The 20,882-nt window shown below is 67.3% G+C and carries 18 protein-coding genes and 1 tRNA gene; 10 read left to right on the plus strand and 9 right to left on the minus strand.

Annotated elements, in window-relative coordinates:
* Positions 1-20 precede the first annotated feature (20 nt).
* Positions 21-353, plus strand: a complete 333-nt coding sequence (gene trxA, locus OG219_RS23890) for a thioredoxin (RefSeq protein WP_266829638.1) — start codon at positions 21-23, stop codon at positions 351-353.
* 122 nt (positions 354-475) lie between these two features.
* Here the strand turns inward: trxA and OG219_RS23895 are convergent, their stop codons facing one another.
* From OG219_RS23895 to rpmH, 9 genes are all read right to left on the minus strand, one after another.
* On the minus strand, positions 476-1,093 hold the full coding sequence (locus tag OG219_RS23895; protein WP_266829640.1) for a GNAT family N-acetyltransferase: 618 nt from the start codon (positions 1,091-1,093) through the stop codon (positions 476-478).
* Positions 1,094-1,421: 328 nt separating this feature from the next.
* Positions 1,422-2,519: a ParB/RepB/Spo0J family partition protein gene (locus tag OG219_RS23900; protein ID WP_266829642.1), complete on the minus strand. Its 1,098-nt coding sequence runs from the start codon at positions 2,517-2,519 to the stop codon at positions 1,422-1,424.
* Positions 2,516-3,589 (minus strand): ParA family protein, encoded by a 1,074-nt coding sequence (locus OG219_RS23905; protein WP_323183357.1) that lies wholly within the window; start codon positions 3,587-3,589, stop codon positions 2,516-2,518. Before OG219_RS23905 ends, OG219_RS23900 begins: the two co-directional genes overlap by 4 nt.
* Before the next feature lie 340 nt (positions 3,590-3,929).
* The gene (gene rsmG, locus OG219_RS23910) at positions 3,930-4,646 is read right to left on the minus strand and encodes a 16S rRNA (guanine(527)-N(7))-methyltransferase RsmG (protein WP_266829644.1); all 717 of its coding nucleotides are present in this window, start codon (positions 4,644-4,646) and stop codon (positions 3,930-3,932) included.
* Positions 4,647-4,803: 157 nt separating this feature from the next.
* A complete protein-coding gene (locus OG219_RS23915; protein ID WP_266829646.1) occupies positions 4,804-5,313 on the minus strand; it encodes a R3H domain-containing nucleic acid-binding protein in 510 nt (169 codons plus the stop codon).
* A 15-nt stretch (positions 5,314-5,328) separates the two neighbouring features.
* Positions 5,329-6,612: a membrane protein insertase YidC gene (yidC, locus tag OG219_RS23920; protein ID WP_266829648.1), complete on the minus strand. Its 1,284-nt coding sequence runs from the start codon at positions 6,610-6,612 to the stop codon at positions 5,329-5,331.
* Positions 6,613-6,615: 3 nt separating this feature from the next.
* Positions 6,616-6,981 carry a membrane protein insertion efficiency factor YidD gene (gene yidD, locus OG219_RS23925; protein WP_266458393.1) on the minus strand — a complete coding sequence of 122 codons (366 nt, stop codon included), beginning with the start codon at positions 6,979-6,981 and terminating at the stop codon, positions 6,616-6,618.
* Positions 6,978-7,349 (minus strand): ribonuclease P protein component, encoded by a 372-nt coding sequence (gene rnpA / locus OG219_RS23930; RefSeq protein ID WP_266458390.1) that lies wholly within the window; start codon positions 7,347-7,349, stop codon positions 6,978-6,980. The genes yidD and rnpA overlap by 4 nt, the downstream gene beginning before the upstream one ends.
* A gap of 21 nt (positions 7,350-7,370) precedes the next feature.
* Positions 7,371-7,508, minus strand: coding sequence for a 50S ribosomal protein L34 (gene rpmH / locus OG219_RS23935; RefSeq protein ID WP_006381191.1), 138 nt, complete (start codon positions 7,506-7,508; stop codon positions 7,371-7,373).
* Positions 7,509-7,904: 396 nt separating this feature from the next.
* On the opposite strand from rpmH, the gene dnaA reads away from it, so the two are divergent.
* From dnaA to OG219_RS23980, 9 genes are all read left to right on the plus strand, one after another.
* A complete protein-coding gene (gene dnaA, locus OG219_RS23940; protein ID WP_266829651.1) occupies positions 7,905-9,920 on the plus strand; it encodes a chromosomal replication initiator protein DnaA in 2,016 nt (671 codons plus the stop codon).
* A 1,011-nt stretch (positions 9,921-10,931) separates the two neighbouring features.
* Positions 10,932-12,062 (plus strand): DNA polymerase III subunit beta, encoded by a 1,131-nt coding sequence (dnaN, locus tag OG219_RS23945; RefSeq protein WP_266458384.1) that lies wholly within the window; start codon positions 10,932-10,934, stop codon positions 12,060-12,062.
* Positions 12,063-12,217: 155 nt separating this feature from the next.
* On the plus strand, positions 12,218-13,093 hold the full coding sequence (gnd, locus tag OG219_RS23950) for a phosphogluconate dehydrogenase (NAD(+)-dependent, decarboxylating) (protein ID WP_266829654.1): 876 nt from the start codon (positions 12,218-12,220) through the stop codon (positions 13,091-13,093).
* Positions 13,094-13,155: 62 nt separating this feature from the next.
* Positions 13,156-14,280, plus strand: coding sequence for a DNA replication/repair protein RecF (recF, locus tag OG219_RS23955; protein WP_266829656.1), 1,125 nt, complete (start codon positions 13,156-13,158; stop codon positions 14,278-14,280).
* The gene (locus OG219_RS23960; protein WP_266829658.1) at positions 14,277-14,828 is read left to right on the plus strand and encodes a DUF721 domain-containing protein; all 552 of its coding nucleotides are present in this window, start codon (positions 14,277-14,279) and stop codon (positions 14,826-14,828) included. The genes recF and OG219_RS23960 overlap by 4 nt, the downstream gene beginning before the upstream one ends.
* Before the next feature lie 330 nt (positions 14,829-15,158).
* Positions 15,159-17,243 carry a DNA topoisomerase (ATP-hydrolyzing) subunit B gene (gene gyrB, locus OG219_RS23965; protein ID WP_323183294.1) on the plus strand — a complete coding sequence of 695 codons (2,085 nt, stop codon included), beginning with the start codon at positions 15,159-15,161 and terminating at the stop codon, positions 17,241-17,243.
* A 42-nt stretch (positions 17,244-17,285) separates the two neighbouring features.
* The gene (gene gyrA / locus OG219_RS23970) at positions 17,286-19,877 is read left to right on the plus strand and encodes a DNA gyrase subunit A (RefSeq protein ID WP_266829660.1); all 2,592 of its coding nucleotides are present in this window, start codon (positions 17,286-17,288) and stop codon (positions 19,875-19,877) included.
* 18 nt (positions 19,878-19,895) lie between these two features.
* Complete coding sequence (locus OG219_RS23975; RefSeq protein WP_266829662.1) at positions 19,896-20,657, plus strand: DUF3566 domain-containing protein; 762 nt, start codon at positions 19,896-19,898, stop codon at positions 20,655-20,657.
* Between the two features lie 111 nt (positions 20,658-20,768).
* A tRNA-Ile gene (locus OG219_RS23980) sits at positions 20,769-20,845 on the plus strand.
* Positions 20,846-20,882: the final 37 nt, after the last annotated feature.

Here is a 20,882-nt window from a genome sequence, read left to right on the forward strand (position 1 = left end):
AACGAGTTAAGGAGCCCGCCGTGGCCGGCACCCTCAAGAACGTGACCGACGACTCCTTCGAGCAGGACGTCCTCAAGAGCGACAAGCCCGTCCTGGTGGACTTCTGGGCCGCCTGGTGCGGTCCGTGCCGCCAGATCGCGCCGTCGCTCGAGGCGATCGCCGCCGAGTACGGCGACAAGATCGAGGTCGTCAAGCTCAACATCGACGAGAACCCGGGTATCGCCGCCAAGTACGGCGTGATGTCGATCCCGACCCTGAACGTCTATCAGGGTGGCGAGGTCGCCAAGACCATCGTCGGTGCGAAGCCGAAGGCTGCCATCGTGCGTGACCTTGAGGACTTCATCGCCGAGTAATCGGTGAGCTGCCGCGGGCGAGCGGCGCATGTTTCACGTGAAACACGAGTGGGCCGGCCCGGAAGGGCCGGCCCACTCGTCTTTGCGAGGTCAGAACGCCCTCTGCAAGGCCAGAGCGTCGGCTACAGGGGGCGGAGCGCCGGTTCCTTCTGCACGGCTCCCAGAAGGCGGTCCAGGGCCAGCTCCACGTCTTCCTTCCACGAGAGCGTCGTCCGCAGCTCAAGCCTCAGTCGCGGATAGGTGGGGTGCGGCCGGACCGTCTTGAAGCCCACGGCCAGCAGATGGTCCGCGGGTAGTACACAGGCCGGCTCCTTCCACCGCGCGTCCCCGAACGCCTCGATCGCTTTGAAGCCCCGGCGCAGCAGATCCTTGGCGACTGTCTGCACCATGACCCGGCCAAGCCCCTGCCCCTGGTAACCCGGCAGGATGAAGGCGGTCATCAGCTGAACCGCATCCGGTGACACCGGGCTCGTGGGGAAAGCAGTGGCGCGGGGAACATAGGCCGGAGGCGCGTACAGCACGAACCCCACCGGTACGTCGTCCACGTAGACAACGCGGCCGCAGGATCCCCACTCCAGCAGGACCGCGGAGATCCAGGCCTCCTTCTCCAGCTCGGGTGTGCCTGCCTTTACCGCGGCCTGACCGCTGACTGGGTCCAGCTCCCAGAAGACACACGAGCGACAGCGCTTGGGAAGGTCCTGAAGGTTGTCCAGCGTGAGCGGTACGAGCCGACGCCCCATGAAGGATGTTCCTCGCTTCCTTCGCCCGCAGCGTCACGGGCGGCTGCCAGAGCGCTCCGCTCCTTGAGCAGACTGCCGACGAAACCGCCGACCGCTCCCAGTCCCAGGCCCGCGGTCAGCAGTCCGGTACGGGTCATGGATTGCACGGCCCCCGCCTCCCCAATGAAGGTGCTGTCAGGTGGATGCGCCATACCCGAACGCATCGTATCCACGATGCGATTCCATCGATACCGCCAGAAAGCAAAAGAGCGGGCCGTGTCCGGTACACACCGGACACGGCCCGCTCTGGTGGGTCCCACGATCAAAGACCGTCCCACCACCGGAGGACTCAGTCCTCCGACTCCTCGGAGTCGTCGTCCAGAAGACTCTTCTGAAGAACCGGTCTCTCGCCCGGAGCGAGTGAACCGAGGATCCGCTCCAGGTCGTCCATCGAAGCGAACTCGACGGTGATCTTGCCCTTCTTCTGCCCCAGGTCGACCTTCACCCGCGTCTCGAAGCGGTCCGAGAGACGCGACGCCAGATCGCTGAGCGCCGGGGAGAGCCGAGCACCGGCCCGCGGCCCCTTGGAGCGCGGTGCGGTCTGCGGCCTCGATCCCATGAGGGTGACGATCTCCTCGACGGCCCGCACCGAAAGGCCCTCAGCCACGATCCGGTGAGCCAGCCGGTCCTGCTCCTCCGAGTCGTCGACGGAGAGCAGCGCCCGTGCGTGTCCGGCAGAGAGGACCCCGGCCGCAACACGGCGCTGAACCGCGGGAGAGAGCTTCAGCAGACGCAGGGTGTTGGAGACCTGCGGACGCGACCGCCCAATGCGGTCCGCCAGCTGGTCGTGCGTGCAGTTGAAGTCCTTGAGCAGCTGGTCGTAGGCCGCGGCCTCTTCCAGCGGGTTCAGCTGCGCGCGGTGCAGGTTCTCCAGTAGCGCGTCCAGGAGGAGCTTGTCGTCCTCGGTGGCCCGCACGATCGCCGGAATGGCCTCGAGCCCGGCTTCACGGCATGCCCGGAAGCGCCGCTCGCCCATGATGAGCTCGTAGCGCGCAGGACCGACCTGCCGTACGACGACGGGCTGGAGGAGCCCGACCTCCTTGATGGACGTGACGAGTTCGGCAAGAGCGTCCTCGTCGAAAACCTCGCGGGGCTGGCGAGGGTTCGGGGTGATGAAGTCGAGGGGCAGCTCGGCGAAGTGAGCACCTACAGGCGCCGGGTGCGCCTCCAGAGCTCCGTTCGACGACAACTCCTCCGTTTCATGTGAAACAGGCGGCAGCATGGCCACCTTCGCCGCCGCCACCCCGCGCTCCGCGGTGAGTACGGGCACGGCCGTCGGCGAAGCGGACGGGCCGCCCACCGCCGAGGAAGCCGACTTCTCCCCTGTCGGGGCCGCAGGAATCAGTGCGCCGAGGCCACGCCCCAGTCCCCGTCGTCGCTCGCTCACTGGATCCCCTCCACCATGTTCTGACCGTTCTGTGCGCCCATATGGGCAGGTTCCGCGTCGTACGCCACACCGACTCCTCGGAGGGCGATTTCCCGTGCTGCCTCAAGATACGAGAGGGCACCGCTCGACCCCGGATCGTAGGTCAGCACCGTCTGCCCATAGCTCGGGGCCTCGGAGATACGGACCGAGCGAGGAATGCTCGTCCGCAGCACCTCCTTGCCGAAGTGACTGCGCACCTCGTCCGCGACCTGCGACGCCAGTCGCGTCCGGCCGTCGTACATGGTGAGCAGAATCGTCGAGACATGGAGGTTGGGGTTGAGGTGCCCCCGTACCAGGTCCACGTTGCGCAGGAGCTGTCCCAGGCCTTCCAGCGCGTAGTACTCGCACTGAATGGGGATGAGGACCTCCGCGCCGGCCACCAGCGCGTTGACCGTCAGAAGGCCGAGCGACGGCGGGCAGTCGATGAGGATGTAGTCCAGCGGCTGCTCGTATGCCTGGATCGCTCGTTCCAGCCGGCTCTCCCGTGCCACCAGGGACACGAGCTCGATCTCCGCACCGGCGAGATCGATCGTGGCGGGCGCGCAGAAGAGACCCTCGACATCGGGGACCGCCTGGACGACTTCGGAGAGCGGCCTGCTGTCGATCAACACGTCGTAGATCGATGGAACTTCGGCGTGATGGTCGATGCCCAGCGCGGTAGAGGCATTGCCCTGAGGGTCGAGGTCGATCACCAGGACACGGCCACCGTGCAGAGCGAGTGAGGCAGCAAGGTTGACCGTGGTCGTGGTCTTACCCACCCCGCCCTTCTGGTTGGCAACGACCATGACCCGGGTCTGCTCGGGCCGTGGCAGGCCCTCACCGGCGCGACCTAGCGCCTCCACTGCCAGTTGGGCAGCACGACCGATGGGAGTGTCGTCCATTGGGGGCGGTGTTTCACGTGAAACATCCTCCCCCATCGACTCGGTACGGGGACCGGGGACCGGATCGGTCATCGGTCCCGCGATGTTGGCGTCGGACCGCAAGGATTCACTCTCCTCGACTTCAGGCTCGCAATGAACAGAGCCTCCCATGCCTTCGGGGTCGTGAACCAGCGAGGCCCGTTCTTCTGTGGAGAAATCCACCTCTGTGGACAACTCCGCACCCTCTCTGAGGGAACCGAGAGGTCTCCGGTCGCGGGGTTCGGCCGCGGCCCGGCCGCGACTGATGATGCCGTGCAACAGTGAGCGACGTTTCACGTGAAACACGATGCATAGCGTTCACGGCCATCACGGCGCGACACTCCGAGATGCGTAGGTTTGGCAGCTTGTGTGGAGTACCGCTCGTCGTCAGGACGGATCAGCGGGAGTGACGAAGAACTCCCGGCTCCGTCGAGCGGAGCCGGGAGTTCAGGGTCCATCGAGCCTCTCGGGCTCAGCGTCGGCGTCGCGTTCGCCCGGTGCGGGCCGCCTTCGCCCGCTTGGCCGCGAAGCGCACACCACCGGGGCTCTCCCCGACCTCGACACGGACGACGGTGGAGAGCGGATCCACCACTCCCTCTCCGACATGGAGGACGGAAGTCCGGACGGCACCGAGCTTGCTGAGCGCCGTAGCGGCGATCTTCAGCTCCTCCTCTGCGGTGTCGCCCTTGAGGGCGAGCATCTCGCCGTAGGGACGCAGCAGCGGGATACCCCAAGCGGCCAGGCGGTCCAGAGGCGCCACGGCGCGCGCGGTCACCACGTGAACGGGCTGAAGCTTGCCCATGACCTCCTCAGCACGGCCACGGACGACCGTCACATGGTCGAGGCCCAGCAGTTCCACGACCTCGGTCAGGAAGGTCGTGCGCCGCAGCAATGGCTCAAGCAGTGTGATCTTGAGGTCCTCACGGACGAGCGCCAGCGGGATGCCTGGGAGCCCGGCGCCCGATCCGACATCGCACACCGTCACCCCTTCGGGTACGACCTCGGAGAGCACCGCGCAGTTCAACAGGTGCCGCTCCCACAGGCGGGGCACTTCGCGCGGGCCGATCAGCCCCCGCTGCACACCCGCCTCGGCCAAGAGTTCCGCGTACCGGACCGCGTCCGCGAAGCGATTACCGAATACCTCGCGCGCCTGCTCGGGCGCGGGAGGGAGCTCCGCTGCCTCCGTCACGGGGACCGTCCTTCCGTACCGCATAAGCGCATTGAGCGCTGACCACCAGGACCATCAGGGACCACTGGGACTACCAGGAAACAACCGGGGACTACCAGGCTGACAAAGATCGGCCCCGCCTGCGCAACAGACGGGGCCGATGGAACGTACGTACCGATCAGGCGGGAAGCACGACGACGAAGCGCTGCGGCTCCTCGCCCTCGGACTCACTGCGCAGGCCCGCGGCCTTGACCGCGTCGTGCACCACCTTGCGCTCGAAGGGCGTCATCGGGTTCATCTTCACGGGCTCGCCGGAGCTCTTGACCTCGGCCGCGGCCTTGGCGCCCAGCTCGGAGAGCTCCTCACGCTTCTTCGCGCGGTAGCCGGCGATGTCCAGCATGAGGCGGCTGCGGTCCCCGGTCTCCCGGTGTACCGCCAGGCGCGTGAGCTCCTGCAGGGCCTCCAGCACCTCGCCGTCCCGGCCGACCAGCTTGTTCAGATCGCGGCCGCCGGCTTCGCTGATGATCGAAACAGCGGCGCGGTCGGCCTCGACGTCCATGTCGATGTCGCCGTCGAGGTCAGCGATGTCGAGCAGACCCTCGAGGTAGTCCGCCGCGATCTCGCCCTCCTGCTCCAGGCGGGTCAGGGTGTCGCCCTCGGCGGCAGCGGAGGTGGTGCCTTCCGTCACGGGATGGACTCCTTCTTACTTCTTGGACGGCGACTTGGGCCGCTGAGGACCCTTGCGCTGTCCGGACTGGGCTTTGCTGCGGGTACCGGAGCCGGGCTTGTTGCCGCTCGCCGCCGGCTTGGCTGCATTCGGCTTGGCGTCCTGCGGCTCGTCGGACTTGGTCAGCGAGGTCTTCGGCTCGGACTCGCCCGCCGCCTTGGCCGCACCGGACTGACGCTGGGACTTGGACTGCCGCTTCGGCTGCTGCCTCTTGGGGGCACCGCCGGCGGTCGTCGGGGTGCCGTCCTCGGCCTCGGTGACGGCGGCGCTGACGCCCTTCACCACGGTGCCGTCGTCCTGGGCCGCCAGACCCGCCTTGGTCAGGGTGTTGATGAACTTGCGCTCGTGCTCGTTGCGGTCGCGCCCCTTGGCCACGATGGCCTTCACGATGGCCTTCTCGCCGCGGCTGCGGGTCTTCTCGTGGTGCGTGACGTGCTTCTGCAGGCGCTCCAGGTAAGCGGCCTGGGCCTTGCTGCCCGGGGTCGGGTTGTTGCGGATGACGTACATCTGCTGGCCCATGGTCCACAAGTTGGTGGTCAGCCAGTAGACGAGGACACCGACCGGGAAGTTGATGCCGAAGACGGCGAACATGACCGGGAAGACGTACATCAGCATCTTCTGCTGCTGCATGAAGGGCGTCTTCACCGTGGTGTCGACGTTCTTCGTCATCAGCTGGCGCTGCGTGTAGAACTGCGACGCCGACATCAGCACGATCATGATCGCGGTGACGACACGGACGTCGGTCAGCGTGGCGCCGAGAGAGGCGACCTTGTCGGCGCCGTCGGTGAACTTCGCCGCGAGCGGGGCACCGAAGATGTGCGCCTTACGGGCACTGGTCAGCAGCGACTCGTCGATGAAGCCCATCGTCTTGCCGGTCGCGATGCTGTTCAGCACGTGGTAAAGGGCGAAGAAGAACGGCGACTGCGCCAGGATGGGAAGGCACGAGGAGAGCGGGTTGGTACCCGTCTCCTTGTACAGCTTCATCATCTCTTCGGACTGGCGCTGCTTGTCGTTCTTGTAGCGCTCCTGGATCTTCTTCATCTCGGGCTGCAGCGTCTGCATCGCCCGCGTCGACTTGATCTGCTTCACGAAGAGCGGGATGAGGCAGATACGGATCAGGATCACCAGGGACACGATGGACAAGCCCCAGGCCCAGCCCGTATCGGGACCGAAGATCTTCCCGTACACGGAGTGGAACTGGACGATGACCCAGGAAACGGGTGTCGTGATGAAGCTGAAAAGACTGGCAATCGTGTCCACTAATCAGGCTCCTTGAGCATGGGACGGGGTCTCGGCGGCCGGGCTCGAGGGGTGGTCGGACATACCGTGCCCTTCGATGGCCGGTTCGGCGGCGGAGGTCCCGCCCTTGCGTGCACGCCAGGCGTTACGCAGCATTTCGTGCCACCGCGGACGCTTGCGCGGCGGAACATGGTCCACACCGCCCAGCGACCACGGATTGCACCGGAGGATGCGCCAGGCGGTAAGTGCCGTTCCCTTGATCGCACCATGCCGGTCGATGGCCTGGTAGCCGTAGTGGGAGCACGACGGGTAGTACTTGCACACCGGCCCCAGCAACGGGCTGATCGTCCACTGGTACAGCTTGATAAGAGCCAGCAGCGGGTACTTCATCGCGCGCCCCCTCCCAGCAACCGCTGAAGGGCGGCATCCAGGTCTCGGGCCAGCTGTTCATGGTCGGCGTCACCCGCACCGGGCAACGCTCGTACGACTACCAGGCTACCGGGGGGCAGCAGGGCCACTCGGTCACGCATCAGATGGCGAAGCCTGCGCTTCACCTTGTTGCGTACGACAGCTCCACCCACGGCTTTGCTCACGACGAAACCCGCACGCGTCGGGGGAGCGCTCTCCCCAGGCGCGTGCGGGTCGGTTGCACCGCTACGTAGATGGACGACGAGGAGCGGGCGTCCGGCCCGGCGTCCTCGGCGTACCGCGGTCGCGAAGTCCTCGCGCCGCCTCAGCCGATGCTCGGTAGGCAGCACGACGTCATGACCTGTAAGTAATCAGGCGGACAGGCTGGCGCGACCCTTGCCACGACGGTTCGCGAGAATCGCGCGGCCGGCACGGGTGCGCATCCGCAGGCGGAAGCCGTGGGTCTTGGCGCGACGACGGTTGTTCGGCTGGAAGGTGCGCTTGCTCACTCGGGGGCTCCAGAAAGAATCGGTGGTGGCGGGGTGCCGTCCTGGCTGTCACCGTGCGCCCACGAGTAGCTCGTATACGCCCGAGTGCACCGCTTCCCAATCACTCGAAGTGACCTGTGCCCATCGGAGGCAGGCGGCAGCAGCCATCGACAACTCGACCTGGTTACGGTACGCGCGGCTACGCCATCCGGTCAAACCAGCATCTGCCAGGAGACACTATCCACAGGCTGGGGACAACAACTTGAACCGCAGCGGTCGCCCTGACTACCGTGGCCAAACTCCGATTCGTTCCCTTCTCACCGCCCCAGCGGCTTTGTTCCCACCGCACCACCCGACTGACTTCCCAACCTGTTCCCAGAACCACACGTTCGTGGGACCCATGAGAGAGCGTGCCCTGTGGCTGACGTACCTGCCGATCTTGCCGCAGTGTGGCCACGAGTACTGGAACAACTTCTCGGTGAGGGCCGTGGTCAGGGTGTCGAGGCGAAGGACGAGCACTGGATCAAGCGCTGCCAGCCTCTCGCGCTGGTCGCGGACACCGCGCTCCTCGCGGTCCCGAACGAGTTTGCGAAGGGCGTACTCGAAGGCCGTCTCGCGCCGATCGTCAGCGAGACCCTGAGCCGCGAGTGCGGCCGCCCGATCCGCATCGCGATCACCGTCGACGACTCCGCCGGCGACCCCCCGGGGCCCGCCCAGCCCCGCTACGAGGAGCCCGAGCCCCCCTCAGGACAGGGCCAGGGCCGCGACACCTATGACGGCCAGGCACGCGACGACCGGAACCCGTACGACAGCAAGGCGCGCGACGAGCGACCCTCGTACGACAGCCAGGGCCGCGACGAGCGCAACGGCTACGACTCCCAGGGCCGCGACGAGCGGGAGCGGAACCCCTACGACAGTCAGCGCCGCGACGGATACGAGGGGTACGGCCGCCACCGGGCCGACGACCACAGGTCCGGCCGCTCCGACCAGCTCCCGGGGGCCCCCGGCGACCAGCTGCCCTCCGGCCGCCCGGACCAGCTCCCGAGCGCCCGCCCCGCCTACCCCGACTACCAGCGCCCCGAGCCGGGCGCCTGGCCGCGGCACCAGGACGACTACGGCTGGCAGCAGCAGCGCCTCGGCTTCCCGGAGCGCGACCCGTACGCCTCGCCCTCGCAGGACTACCGGCCGCAGTCCATGGACCGCCCGCCGTACGAGCAGCAGCGCCCGGACTACGACCAGCAGCGCTCCGACTACGACCAGCGCCCCGACCGCCGCGATCTCCAGGAGCCGCCCTCCGGAGGCGGCCACATGCACCGCGGCGGCCCCTCACTGCCCTCGTCCAGCGGCGCCCCAGGACCGCTGGCCGCGCAGCCCGCGCCGGCGAGCGGTCCTGGCGAGCCCACCGCACGCCTCAACCCGAAGTACCTCTTCGACACCTTCGTCATCGGTGCCTCGAACCGGTTCGCGCACGCCGCCGCGGTCGCCGTCGCCGAGGCGCCTGCCAAGGCGTACAACCCGCTCTTCATCTACGGGGAGTCCGGCCTCGGCAAGACGCACCTGCTGCACGCGATCGGGCACTACGCCCGCAGCCTCTACCCCGGCACGCGGGTGCGGTACGTGAGCTCCGAGGAGTTCACCAACGAGTTCATCAACTCCATCCGCGACGGCAAGGGCGACAGCTTCCGCAAGCGGTACCGCGAGATGGACATCCTGCTCGTGGACGACATCCAGTTCCTGGCGGACAAGGAGTCGACGCAGGAGGAGTTCTTCCACACCTTCAACACGCTCCACAACGCGAACAAGCAGATCGTGCTCTCCAGCGACCGGCCGCCGAAGCAGCTGGTCACACTGGAGGACCGGCTGCGGAACCGTTTCGAGTGGGGGCTGATCACCGACGTCCAGCCGCCCGAGCTCGAGACCCGTATCGCCATCCTTCGTAAGAAGGCGGTGCAGGAGCAGCTCAACGCCCCGCCGGAGGTCCTGGAGTTCATCGCGTCCCGCATCTCGCGCAACATCCGCGAGCTGGAGGGCGCGCTGATCCGGGTGACGGCGTTCGCGTCGCTCAACCGGCAGCCGGTGGACCTCGGTCTGACGGAGATCGTCCTCAAGGACCTGATCCCCGGCGGCGAGGACTCGTCCCCGGAGATCACCGCGCCGGCCATCATGGCGGCCACCGCCGACTACTTCGGCCTCACGGTGGACGACCTGTGCGGCTCCTCGCGCAGCCGCGTCCTGGTGACTGCACGCCAGATCGCCATGTACCTGTGCCGCGAGCTGACCGACCTCTCGCTGCCGAAGATCGGCGCGCAGTTCGGCGGCCGCGACCACACGACCGTGATGCACGCCGACCGCAAGATCCGCGCGCTGATGGCGGAGCGCCGCTCCATCTACAACCAGGTCACCGAGCTCACGAACCGCATCAAGAACGGCTGAGAGAGCCGGCATCGGAGACGGCGGCACAGACCGTCATACGTCGCTGAGGGCGCCCCGGGACGAGTTCCCGAGGGCGCCTTCTGCCGTTCCCGTACGGCTGCTGAAGGCGCTCGGCGCCGATTTCAGACGTCTCTGAAGGCGCTCGCGGGCGTTCTCATGCGCCTGTCGAGGGCTCGCGCCGACGTTTTCAGCGTCTGCCGACTGCTCGCGCCGATGCTCGGCCGTCATCCTCTGTTCGATTACGGGCCGGGTTACGGCCACTCTCCACAGATTCGGTGACTTTCTGGCGTCCACACCCTGGGGACTGGGAAGTTGTCCAGATCGTGTCCACAGGGAGCACTGTTGAAAGACCATCAGACCAGGTCACCTGCTTGTGGATTGGTGGACGAACGCTCTCCACAGCCTGTGGACGAAGAAAAGATCCACAGGGTGTGTACGGAGTTGTCCACCGCCGACCCACAGGCTGGAGCCGGTTGTCCCCAGTGATCCCCAGCTTCTCCACACCTCTGTCCACTGTTCGGCAACGCGACGCGCCCTCTCACCGTGTCGAGTGAAAGGCGTCACACCAAGGTGTCCGGTTGGCCTGTGGGGAACGTGGGTAAACCTGGGGACGGCTCTGGGGAGAAGTGCCCTCAGGCTGTGCATCGAGTGTGCAGAACTTTTCGCCGTCCACAGAGGAGCGTGGTTTTCCACCGCCCCCACCCACAGGGTCGGTGGACAAAAAATCCCCGCTGACCTGCAAAAACGGGGTTATCCACGGTTTCCACAGGGCCTACTACTAAGACCAACTAGAGAGAGCCTGGGAATCGATTCGAAGTGGGGGCTGTGCACAACTTGCCCTCGGAGCCTCTGGTGCCGCTCGCAACGACTTGACCCCGAGGGGCACCGACTGTCAGTGCGGTGCGTCAGACTGGTCCCCGGTGTCCTGCCCATCCCTGGGCCGAGCGACACCGAGTCAGACGACGAAGGCCAGCAGGGCGAGAGCGCCGGCAACAGACGGAGGCGGCAACGGTGAAGATCCGGGTGGAACGCGACGTACTCGCGGAGGCAGTGGCCTGGGCGGCACGCAGCCTCCCGGCCCGTCCGCCGGCTCCTGTGCTCGCCGGCCTTCTTCTGAAGGCCGAGGAGGGCGCTCTGAGCCTCTCCAGCTTCGACTACGAGGTCTCGGCACGGGTCTCGGTGGACGCCGAGGTCGACGAGGAGGGCACGGTGCTCGTCTCCGGCCGCCTGCTCGCCGACATCTGCCGCGCCCTGCCCAACCGGCCGGTGGAGATTTCCACAGACGGTGCACGGGCGACCGTGGTCTGCGGCTCCTCGCGATTCACACTCCACACGCTGCCTGTGGAGGAGTACCCGGCGCTGCCGCAGATGCCGTCGGCGACCGGCACCGTCCCCGGCGAGGTCTTCGCCTCGGCGGCCGCCCAGGTGGCCATCGCGGCGGGCCGCGACGACACGCTGCCCGTCCTCACCGGCGTACGCATCGAGATCGAGGGCGACACGGTCACCCTCGCCTCCACCGACCGCTATCGCTTCGCGGTCCGTGAGTTCCTGTGGAAGCCGGAGGACCCCGAGGCGTCCGCGGTGGCCCTGGTGCCCGCCAAGACGCTCCTGGACACCGCCAAGGCCCTTACGAGCGGCGACAGCGTGATCCTGGCGCTGTCCGGCTCCGGTGCCGGCGAGGGTCTGATCGGTTTCGAGGGCGCGGGGCGGCGTACGACCACCCGTCTGCTCGAAGGCGACCTCCCGAAGTACCGCTCGCTTTTCCCGACGGAGTTCAACTCGATCGCCGTCATCGAGACCGCCCCCTTCGTGGAGGCCGTCAAGCGTGTGGCCCTGGTCGCCGAGCGGAACACCCCGGTGCGGCTGAGCTTCGAGCAGGGCGTGCTGATCCTGGAGGCCGGTTCCAGCGACGACGCACAGGCTGTGGAGAGGGTCGACGCCCAGCTGGAGGGCGATGACGTCTCGATCGCCTTCAACCCGACGTTCCTGCTCGACGGCCTGAGCGCCATCGACTCGCCGGTCGCCCAGCTCTCCTTCACGACGTCCACGAAGCCCGCGCTGCTCAGCGGCAAGCCCGCCGTGGACGCCGAGGCGGACGAGGCCTACAAGTACCTGATCATGCCGGTGCGCCTCAGCGGCTGACGCGTGGCGGTCCGACACACCCGGCCGACGAAGCCGCAGGTGGGGCGTTACGTCTGAGCGCGTATGCCCACAGGTGTGCGTGAGCGTCCGGGTTTAGGCTCGGACGCAGGTACGAAAGTGCCGTCACGCCACGTCGCAAACCTAAGGAACAACTGATGGAGCTCGGTCTCGTCGGCCTCGGCAAGATGGGCGGCAACATGCGCGAGCGGATCCGCCGCGCTGGCCACACCGTCCTCGGATACGACCGCAACCCGGACCTCGCCGATGTCCACAGCCTGGAAGAGCTTGTGGGCAAGCTCAAGGGCCCGCGTGTGGTGTGGGTGATGGTCCCGGCGGGTGCCGCGACCCAGTCCACCATCGACGAGCTGGCCGCGCTCCTGGAGCCCGGTGACGTCGTGGTGGACGGCGGCAACTCCCGCTGGACCGACGACGAGAAGCACGCCGTCGAACTCGGCATCAAGGGCATCGGCTTCGTCGACGCCGGCGTCTCCGGCGGAGTCTGGGGCCTGGAGAACGGCTACGCCCTGATGGTCGGCGGCGACGCCGAGAACATCGCCAAGGTCCAGCCGGTCTTCGACGCCCTCAAGCCGGAGGGCGACTTCGGCTTCGTGCACGCCGGGAAGGTCGGCGCCGGCCACTTCTCCAAGATGGTCCACAACGGCATCGAGTACGCCATGATGCAGGCCTACGCCGAGGGCTGGGAGCTCCTGGAGAAGGTCGGCTCCGTCACCGACGTACGCGAGGTCTTCCGCTCCTGGCAGGAAGGCACCGTGATCCGCTCCTGGCTCCTGGACCTCGCCGTCAACGCCCTCAACGAGGACGAGCACCTGGACAAGCTCCGCGGCTTCGCGGAGGACTCCGGAGAAGGCCGTTGGACCGTCGAAGCGGCCATCGACCACTCCGTCCCGCTCCCCGCGATCACCGCCTCACTGTTCGCGCGCTTCGCCTCCCGACAGGACGACTCGCCGCAGATGAAGATGGTCGCGGCACTGCGCAACCAGTTCGGCGGCCACGCCGTCGAAAAGAAGTAATCCACAGATCCACAGGCCAAAAGCCCGCGGATCCACAACCTGGGGGAGGTCGGCGAACGACCATGCACGTCACGCATCTGTCGCTTGCCGACTTCCGCTCCTACGCCCGGGTCGAGGTCCCGCTCGACCCGGGCGTCACCGCCTTCGTGGGCCCCAATGGCCAGGGCAAGACGAACCTCGTCGAGGCGGTCGGCTATCTCGCGACCCTCGGCAGCCACCGCGTCTCCTCCGATGCGCCGCTGGTGCGCATGGGCGCGGACCGGGCGATCATCCGGGCCAATGTCCGGCAGGGCGAGCGCCAGCAGCTCATCGAACTCGAGCTGAACCCCGGCAAGGCCAACCGAGCCCGCATCAACAGGTCCTCGCAGGTCAGACCCCGTGACGTGCTCGGCATCGTCCGTACCGTCCTGTTCGCTCCCGAGGACCTCGCCCTGGTCAAGGGCGACCCCGGCGAGCGGCGCCGCTTCCTCGACGAGCTGATCACCGCCCGCTCCCCGCGGATGGCGGGCGTCCGCTCCGACTACGACCGGGTGCTCAGGCAGCGCAACACGCTTCTCAAGTCGGCCGCGCTGGCCCGGCGGCACGGCGGCCGCACCATGGACCTCTCCACGCTCGACGTCTGGGACCAGCACCTCGCGCGCGTGGGCGCCGAGCTGCTCGCCCAGCGGCTCGACCTGGTCTCGGCGATCCAGCCGCTGTCCGACAAGGCGTACGAGCAGCTGGCGCCCGGCGGTGGCCCGATCGCGCTGGAGTACAAGCCCTCGTCGCCCGAAATCGTCGGCCACGCGCGCGAGGAGCTGTACGAGCAGCTCATGGCCGCCCTCCTGGAGTCCCGCAAGCAGGAGATCGAGCGGGGCGTCACCCTGGTCGGCCCCCACCGGGACGAACTGCTGCTCAAGCTCGGCCAGCTCCCCGCGAAGGGATATGCGTCACACGGCGAGTCCTGGTCGTACGCACTGGCGCTGCGCCTGGCCTCGTACGACCTGCTCAGGTCCGAGGGCAACGAGCCGGTACTGGTCCTGGACGACGTGTTCGCCGAGCTGGACACCCGTAGGAGGGAACGGCTCGCGGAACTCGTCGCCCCGGGTGAGCAGGTGCTGGTGACCGCCGCGGTCGACGACGACGTACCGGGCGTACTGGCGGGGACGCGGTACACCGTGTCCGAGGGCCTGGTGGAGCGCGTATGACGGAGAACACACCCGACCCGGCAGCGACCCCCAAGAGCCCCGAGCCGTCCGGCGTCGACCTCGCGCGCGTGGCCCTGCGCGCCGCGAAAGAACAGGCACGCGCGCGTGGGGACGCGGCGCAGCAGAAGAAGCAGGCGCGGCGCGGCGGCGGTCTGCGCTCTGGCGCGCGCGCGGACGGGCGCGACCCCATGGCGCTCGGTGCCGCGATCAACCGGCTGCTCACCGAGCGCGGCTGGGAGACGCCGGCCGCGGTGGGCGGCGTGATGGGCCGCTGGCCGGAGATCGTCGGCGACGACCTGGCCAAGCACTGTGTTCCGTTGCGGTACGACGACGATCCGGCCGAGCGGGTGCTGACCGTGCAGTGCGACTCGACCGCCTGGGCGACCCAGTTGCGCCTGCTCGCCCCGGAGTTGGTGAAGCGGCTGAACCAGGACCTCGGGCACGGCACGGTGCGCCTGATCAAGGTGCAGGGTCCCGGTGGTCCCCCCCGCCGCTACGGCCCCCTGCGCGCCCCCGGAAGCAAGGGTCCCGGCGACACCTACGGGTGATCGGGACAGGCCGGAACCGTTGGCCGCCGTTGCCCGCGTGCGGTTGCGAACGCCGACCTGACTCGGCAGTAGCCAAGGGTTGACACCCGGAAGCGCTGAGTGCCGCTGTGAGCCTCTTTGGGCCCGGGTCCGCATATGGGGAGTCGGCCGAGACCGGTTCAGGGCGGCACATGCGGACTCAGGTACCGGCAAACCCCCATCACAGTCGGCGCTACCGGTAGACTGGAAGCTAATCCCGCCCCACTTGTGGGACACACCGAGCAACGCTGACTAAGGCTTACCAACGCAACACGCCGCAGCCGCTCCGGCCACCCGCCAGGAGCTTGGCTTGTGCTGTGCCAGAAAGGGCGCTTCGTGGCCGATTCCGGCAACCCCAACGAGAACATCCCGTCCACCGACGCCGGCGTCAACGCCGAGGCCCCAACCTCGAACGGCGAGGTCACAGCCTCGTACGACGCCAACGCCATCACCGTCCTCGAGGGTCTGGACGCGGTTCGCAAGCGACCCGGCATGTACATCGGCTCGACCGGTGAGCGTGGCCTGCACCACTTGGTGCAAGAGGTGGTCGACAACTCCGTCGACGAGGCGCTGGCCGGTCACGCGGACACCATCGACGTGACGATCCTCCATGACGGCGGCGTGCGAGTCATCGACAACGGCCGCGGCATCCCGGTGGGCATCGTCCCGTCCGAGGGCAAGCCCGCCGTCGAGGTCGTACTGACCGTGCTGCACGCGGGCGGCAAGTTCGGCGGCGGCGGTTACGCGGTCTCCGGCGGTCTGCACGGGGTGGGTGTGTCCGTCGTCAACGCCCTGTCCACGAAGGTCGCCGTCGAGGTCAAGACCGACGGGTACCGCTGGACGCAGGACTACAAGACAGGCGTCCCGACCGCCCCGCTGGCAAAGCACGAGGCCACGGACGAGACCGGCACCTCCGTCACGTTCTGGGCCGACGGCGACATCTTCGAGACCACCGAGTACTCCTTCGAGACGCTCTCGCGGCGCTTTCAGGAGATGGCGTTCCTCAACAAGGGCTTGACCATCAAGCTCACCGACGAGCGCGATTCGGCCAAGGCGACCGCCGGGGCGGACGAGGCGGGCGCCGATGAGAAGGACGAAGTCAAGACCGTCACGTACCACTACGCGGGCGGCATCGTCGACTTCGTGAAGTACCTGAACTCCCGCAAGGGAGACGTCGTCCACGACACCGTGATCGACATCGAGGCCGAGGACAAGGAGCGCCTGCTCTCCCTCGAGGTCGCGATGCAGTGGAACAGCGGTTACAGCGAGGGTGTGTACTCCTTCGCCAACACCATCCACACGCACGAGGGCGGCACGCACGAAGAGGGCTTCCGGGCCGCTTTGACGGGTCTCATCAACCGGTACGCGCGCGACAAGAAGCTGCTGCGCGAGAAGGACGACAACCTCACGGGCGACGACATCCGCGAGGGCCTGACCGCGATCATCTCGGTCAAGCTCGGCGAGCCGCAGTTCGAGGGCCAGACGAAGACCAAGCTGGGCAACACGGAGGCGAAGACCTTTGTGCAGAAGGTCGTCCACGAGCGCCTGACGGACTGGCTGGACCGCAACCCGAACGAGGCTTCGGACATCATCCGCAAGTCCATCCAGGCGGCCACCGCGCGCGTGGCGGCCCGCAAGGCGCGTGACCTCACCCGCCGCAAGGGCCTGCTGGAGTCGGCGTCCCTGCCGGGCAAGCTCTCGGACTGCCAGTCGAACGACCCCACCAAGTGCGAGATCTTCATCGTCGAGGGTGACTCCGCCGGCGGCTCGGCCAAGTCCGGGCGCAACCCGCAGTACCAGGCGATCCTCCCGATCCGAGGAAAGATCCTCAACGTCGAGAAGTCGCGGATCGACAAGATCCTGCAGAACCAGGAGATCCAGGCGCTGATCTCGGCCTTCGGCACCGGAGTCCACGAGGACTTCGACATCGAGAAGCTCCGCTATCACAAGATCATTCTGATGGCGGACGCCGACGTCGACGGCCAGCACATCAACACCCTGCTGCTGACGTTCCTGTTCCGCTTCATGCGGCCGCTGGTCGAGGCCGGGCACGTGTTCCTGTCGCGTCCCCCGCTGTACAAGATCAAGTGGGGCCGCGACGACTTCGAGTACGCGTACTCGGACCATGAGCGCGACGCGCTGATCGAGCTGGGCAAGCAGGCCGGCAAGCGCATCCGCGAGGACTCGGTCCAGCGCTTCAAGGGTCTCGGCGAGATGAACGCCGAGGAGCTGCGCATCACGACCATGGACCAGGAGCACCGCGTCCTCGGCCAGGTCACCCTCGACGACGCCGCCCAGGCCGACGACCTGTTCTCGGTCCTCATGGGCGAGGACGTCGAGGCGCGCCGCGCGTTCATCCAGCGCAACGCCAAGGACGTCCGCTTCCTCGACATCTGAGTCGGTCTCAGCTGACCGCACCAGAAAGGATCTTCACCAGCAATGACCGACGAGAACACTTCCAGTACGCCTGAAGAGGGCGTCATCGCCCAGCGCGTCGAGCCCGTCGGGCTCGAGACGGAGATGCAGCGCTCGTATCTCGACTACGCGATGTCCGTCATCGTGTCGCGTGCGCTGCCCGACGTCCGGGACGGCCTCAAGCCCGTCCACCGCCGCGTCCTGTACGCCATGTACGACGGCGGCTACCGGCCCGAGAAGGGCTTCTACAAGTGCGCCCGCGTCGTCGGCGACGTCATGGGCAACTACCACCCGCACGGCGACTCCTCGATCTACGACGCGCTGGTCCGCCTCGCGCAGCCGTGGTCGATGCGGATGCCGCTGGTGGACTCCAACGGCAACTTCGGTTCTCCGGGTAACGACCCGGCCGCCGCCATGCGGTACACCGAGTGCAAGCTGATGCCGCTGTCCATGGAGATGGTCCGTGACATCGACGAGGAGACCGTCGACTTCACGGACAACTACGACGGCCGCTCCCAGGAGCCGACCGTCCTGCCGGCCCGCTTCCCGAACCTGCTGATCAACGGCTCGGCGGGCATCGCGGTCGGTATGGCGACCAACATTCCGCCGCACAACCTCCGTGAGGTCGCAGCGGGTGCCCAGTGGTGCCTGGAGAACCCCGAGGCCTCCCACGAGGAGCTCCTGGACGCCCTGATCGAGCGCATCAAGGGCCCCGATTTCCCGAGTGGTGCCCTTGTAGTGGGCCGAAAAGGCATCGAGGAGGCCTACCGCACGGGTCGTGGCTCCATCACGATGCGCGCGGTCATCGAGGTCGAGGAGATCCAGAACCGCCAGTGCCTGGTGGTCACCGAACTCCCCTACCAGGTCAACCCGGACAACCTCGCGCAGAAGATCGCCGACCTGGTGAAGGACGGCAAGGTCGGCGGCATCGCCGACGTCCGCGACGAGACGTCCTCGCGCACGGGCCAGCGCCTGGTCATCGTGCTGAAGCGCGACGCGGTCGCCAAGGTCGTCCTGAACAACCTCTACAAGCACACCGATCTGCAGTCGAACTTCAGCGCCAACATGCTGGCGCTGGTCGACGGCGTCCCGCGCACACTGTCGCTCGACGCGTTCATCCGCCACTGGGTGAGCCACCAGGTCGAGGTCATCGTCCGCCGTACGCGCTTCAGGCTGCGCAAGGCCGAGGAGCGCGCGCACATCTTGCGTGGCCTCCTGAAGGCCCTGGACGCCATCGACGAGGTCATCGCGCTGATCCGGCGCAGTGACACCGTGGAGATCGCGCGTGAGGGCCTGATGGGCCTCCTGGAGATCGACGAGATCCAGGCGAACGCCATCCTCGAGATGCAGCTTCGCCGACTGGCCGCTCTGGAGCGCCAGAAGATCGTCCAGGAGCACGACGAACTCCAGGCGAAGATCACCGAGTACAACGCGATCCTTGCCTCGCCGGTGCGGCAGCGGCAGATCATCAGCGAGGAACTCACCGCGATCGTCGACAAGTTCGGTGACGACCGCCGCTCCAAGCTGGTCCCCTTCGACGGCGACATGTCCATGGAGGACCTGATCGCCGAAGAGGACATCGTCGTCACCATCACGCGCGGTGGCTACATCAAGCGCACCAAGACCGAGGACTACCGCTCGCAGAAGCGCGGCGGCAAGGGTGTACGCGGTACGAAGCTGAAGCAGGACGACATCGTCGACCACTTCTTCGTGTCGACGACGCACCACTGGCTGCTGTTCTTCACGAACAAGGGCCGTGTCTACCGCGCCAAGGCGTACGAGCTTCCGGACGCCGGCCGTGACGCGCGCGGCCAGCACGTCGCCAACCTGCTGGCCTTCCAGCCGGACGAGCAGATCGCCCAGATCCTCGCGATCCGTGACTACGCGGCGGCGCCCTATCTGATCCTGGCCACCAAGGGCGGCCTGGTTAAGAAGACGCCTCTTAAGGATTACGATTCCCCGCGCTCGGGCGGCGTCATCGCGATCAATCTCCGTGAAACGGAGGACGGTTCCGATGACGAACTGATCGGAGCCGAACTCGTCTCGGCCGAGGATGATCTGCTTCTGATCAGCAAGAAGGCACAGTCGATCAGGTTCACGGCGACGGACGACGCACTGCGTCCCATGGGCCGCGCCACCTCGGGCGTCAAGGGCATGAGCTTCCGCGAGGGAGACCAGCTGCTCTCGATGAATGTTGTTCGACCCGGTACGTTCGTGTTCACTGCTACAGACGGTGGGTACGCGAAGCGGACCAACGTCGACGAGTACCGCGTCCAGGGTCGCGGTGGCCTGGGCATCAAGGCCGCCAAGATCGTCGAGGACCGTGGCTCCCTGGTGGGCGCGCTGGTGGTCGAGGAGACCGATGAGATCCTCGCCATCACGCTGTCCGGCGGTGTGATTCGTACGCGAGTCAACGAGGTCAGGGAGACGGGCCGTGACACCATGGGCGTCCAACTGATCAACCTGGGCAAGCGCGATGCCGTCGTCGGTATCGCTCGTAACGCCGAGGCCGGTCGTGAGGCGGAGGAAGTCGACGGCGAGGACGCCGTGGACGAGACCACCGAAGGCGTCGAGGCCGTCGGTACGGAAGAGGGCGAGCCGTCCTCGGCCGAGTAGCGCGAGGAGTGAGGCAGCGTGAGCGGAGCCACGGGCGCCGGATCGACCGGTACGGAAACGGACGGCGGCCGTGGCCCCGCCATGGATGCGACTGACTCCCATGACTCTCATGGATCCCAGGGGGGAACTGTGACGGACACCCGAGGCCCGCAGGCCCAGCAGTACGTGGGCGGGGAGGCCCCGGCAGGACCGCCGCCACCGCCCGGTTCGCCGGTGGCCGGGGCGCCGCAGCAGGGTTCGCCCCTGCCCGGTTCCCCGATGCCTGGTTCGCCTTTGCCCGGTTCGCCGCTGCCGGGCGAGCGGCAGCCGTCGCAGCCCGCGCAGCCGTATCACCCGCCGCAGGCGTACCCGGCTCAGCCGCCGTCTGGCGCGGTCCGCCGCCCGCGCACCGGTGCCCGCACGGTGCCGCGGACGCGCAAGGCGCGGCTGAGGGTCGCCAAGGCCGACCCGTGGTCGGTGATGAAGGTCAGCTTCCTGCTCTCCATCGCTCTCGGCATCTGCACGATCGTCGCGGCCGCGGTGCTGTGGATGGTCATGGACGCCATGGGCGTCTTCTCGACCGTCGGCGGCACCATCTCCGAGGCCACCGGCTCGAACGAGTCGAACGGCTTCGACCTGCAGTCGTTCCTCTCCCTGCCGCACGTCCTGATGTTCACGTCGGTCATCGCGGTCATCGACGTGGTCCTCGCCACCGCGCTCGCCACGCTCGGCGCGTTCATCTACAACCTCTCCGCCGGCTTCGTCGGCGGCATCGAGCTGACGCTGGCAGAGGACGAGTAAGCACGAGCGAGCGGCCTCTCAAACGTCCGCCGACTATCGATTTTGGGACTGGCCGCGTCGTGCGCTAATCTTCAGAGGTCAGCGCGCGGGACGAACACCGCAAAGCGCGGCGGGGCTATAGCTCAGTTGGTTAGAGCGCATCCCTGATAAGGATGAGGCCACAGGTTCAAATCCTGTTAGCCCCACCAGTACAAAGACCCCCAGGCGATCATGCCTGGGGGTCTT

Origin of the sequence: Streptomyces sp. NBC_00038 (assembly GCF_026343635.1) — a bacterium.
Taxonomy (GTDB): Bacteria; Actinomycetota; Actinomycetes; order Streptomycetales; family Streptomycetaceae; genus Streptomyces.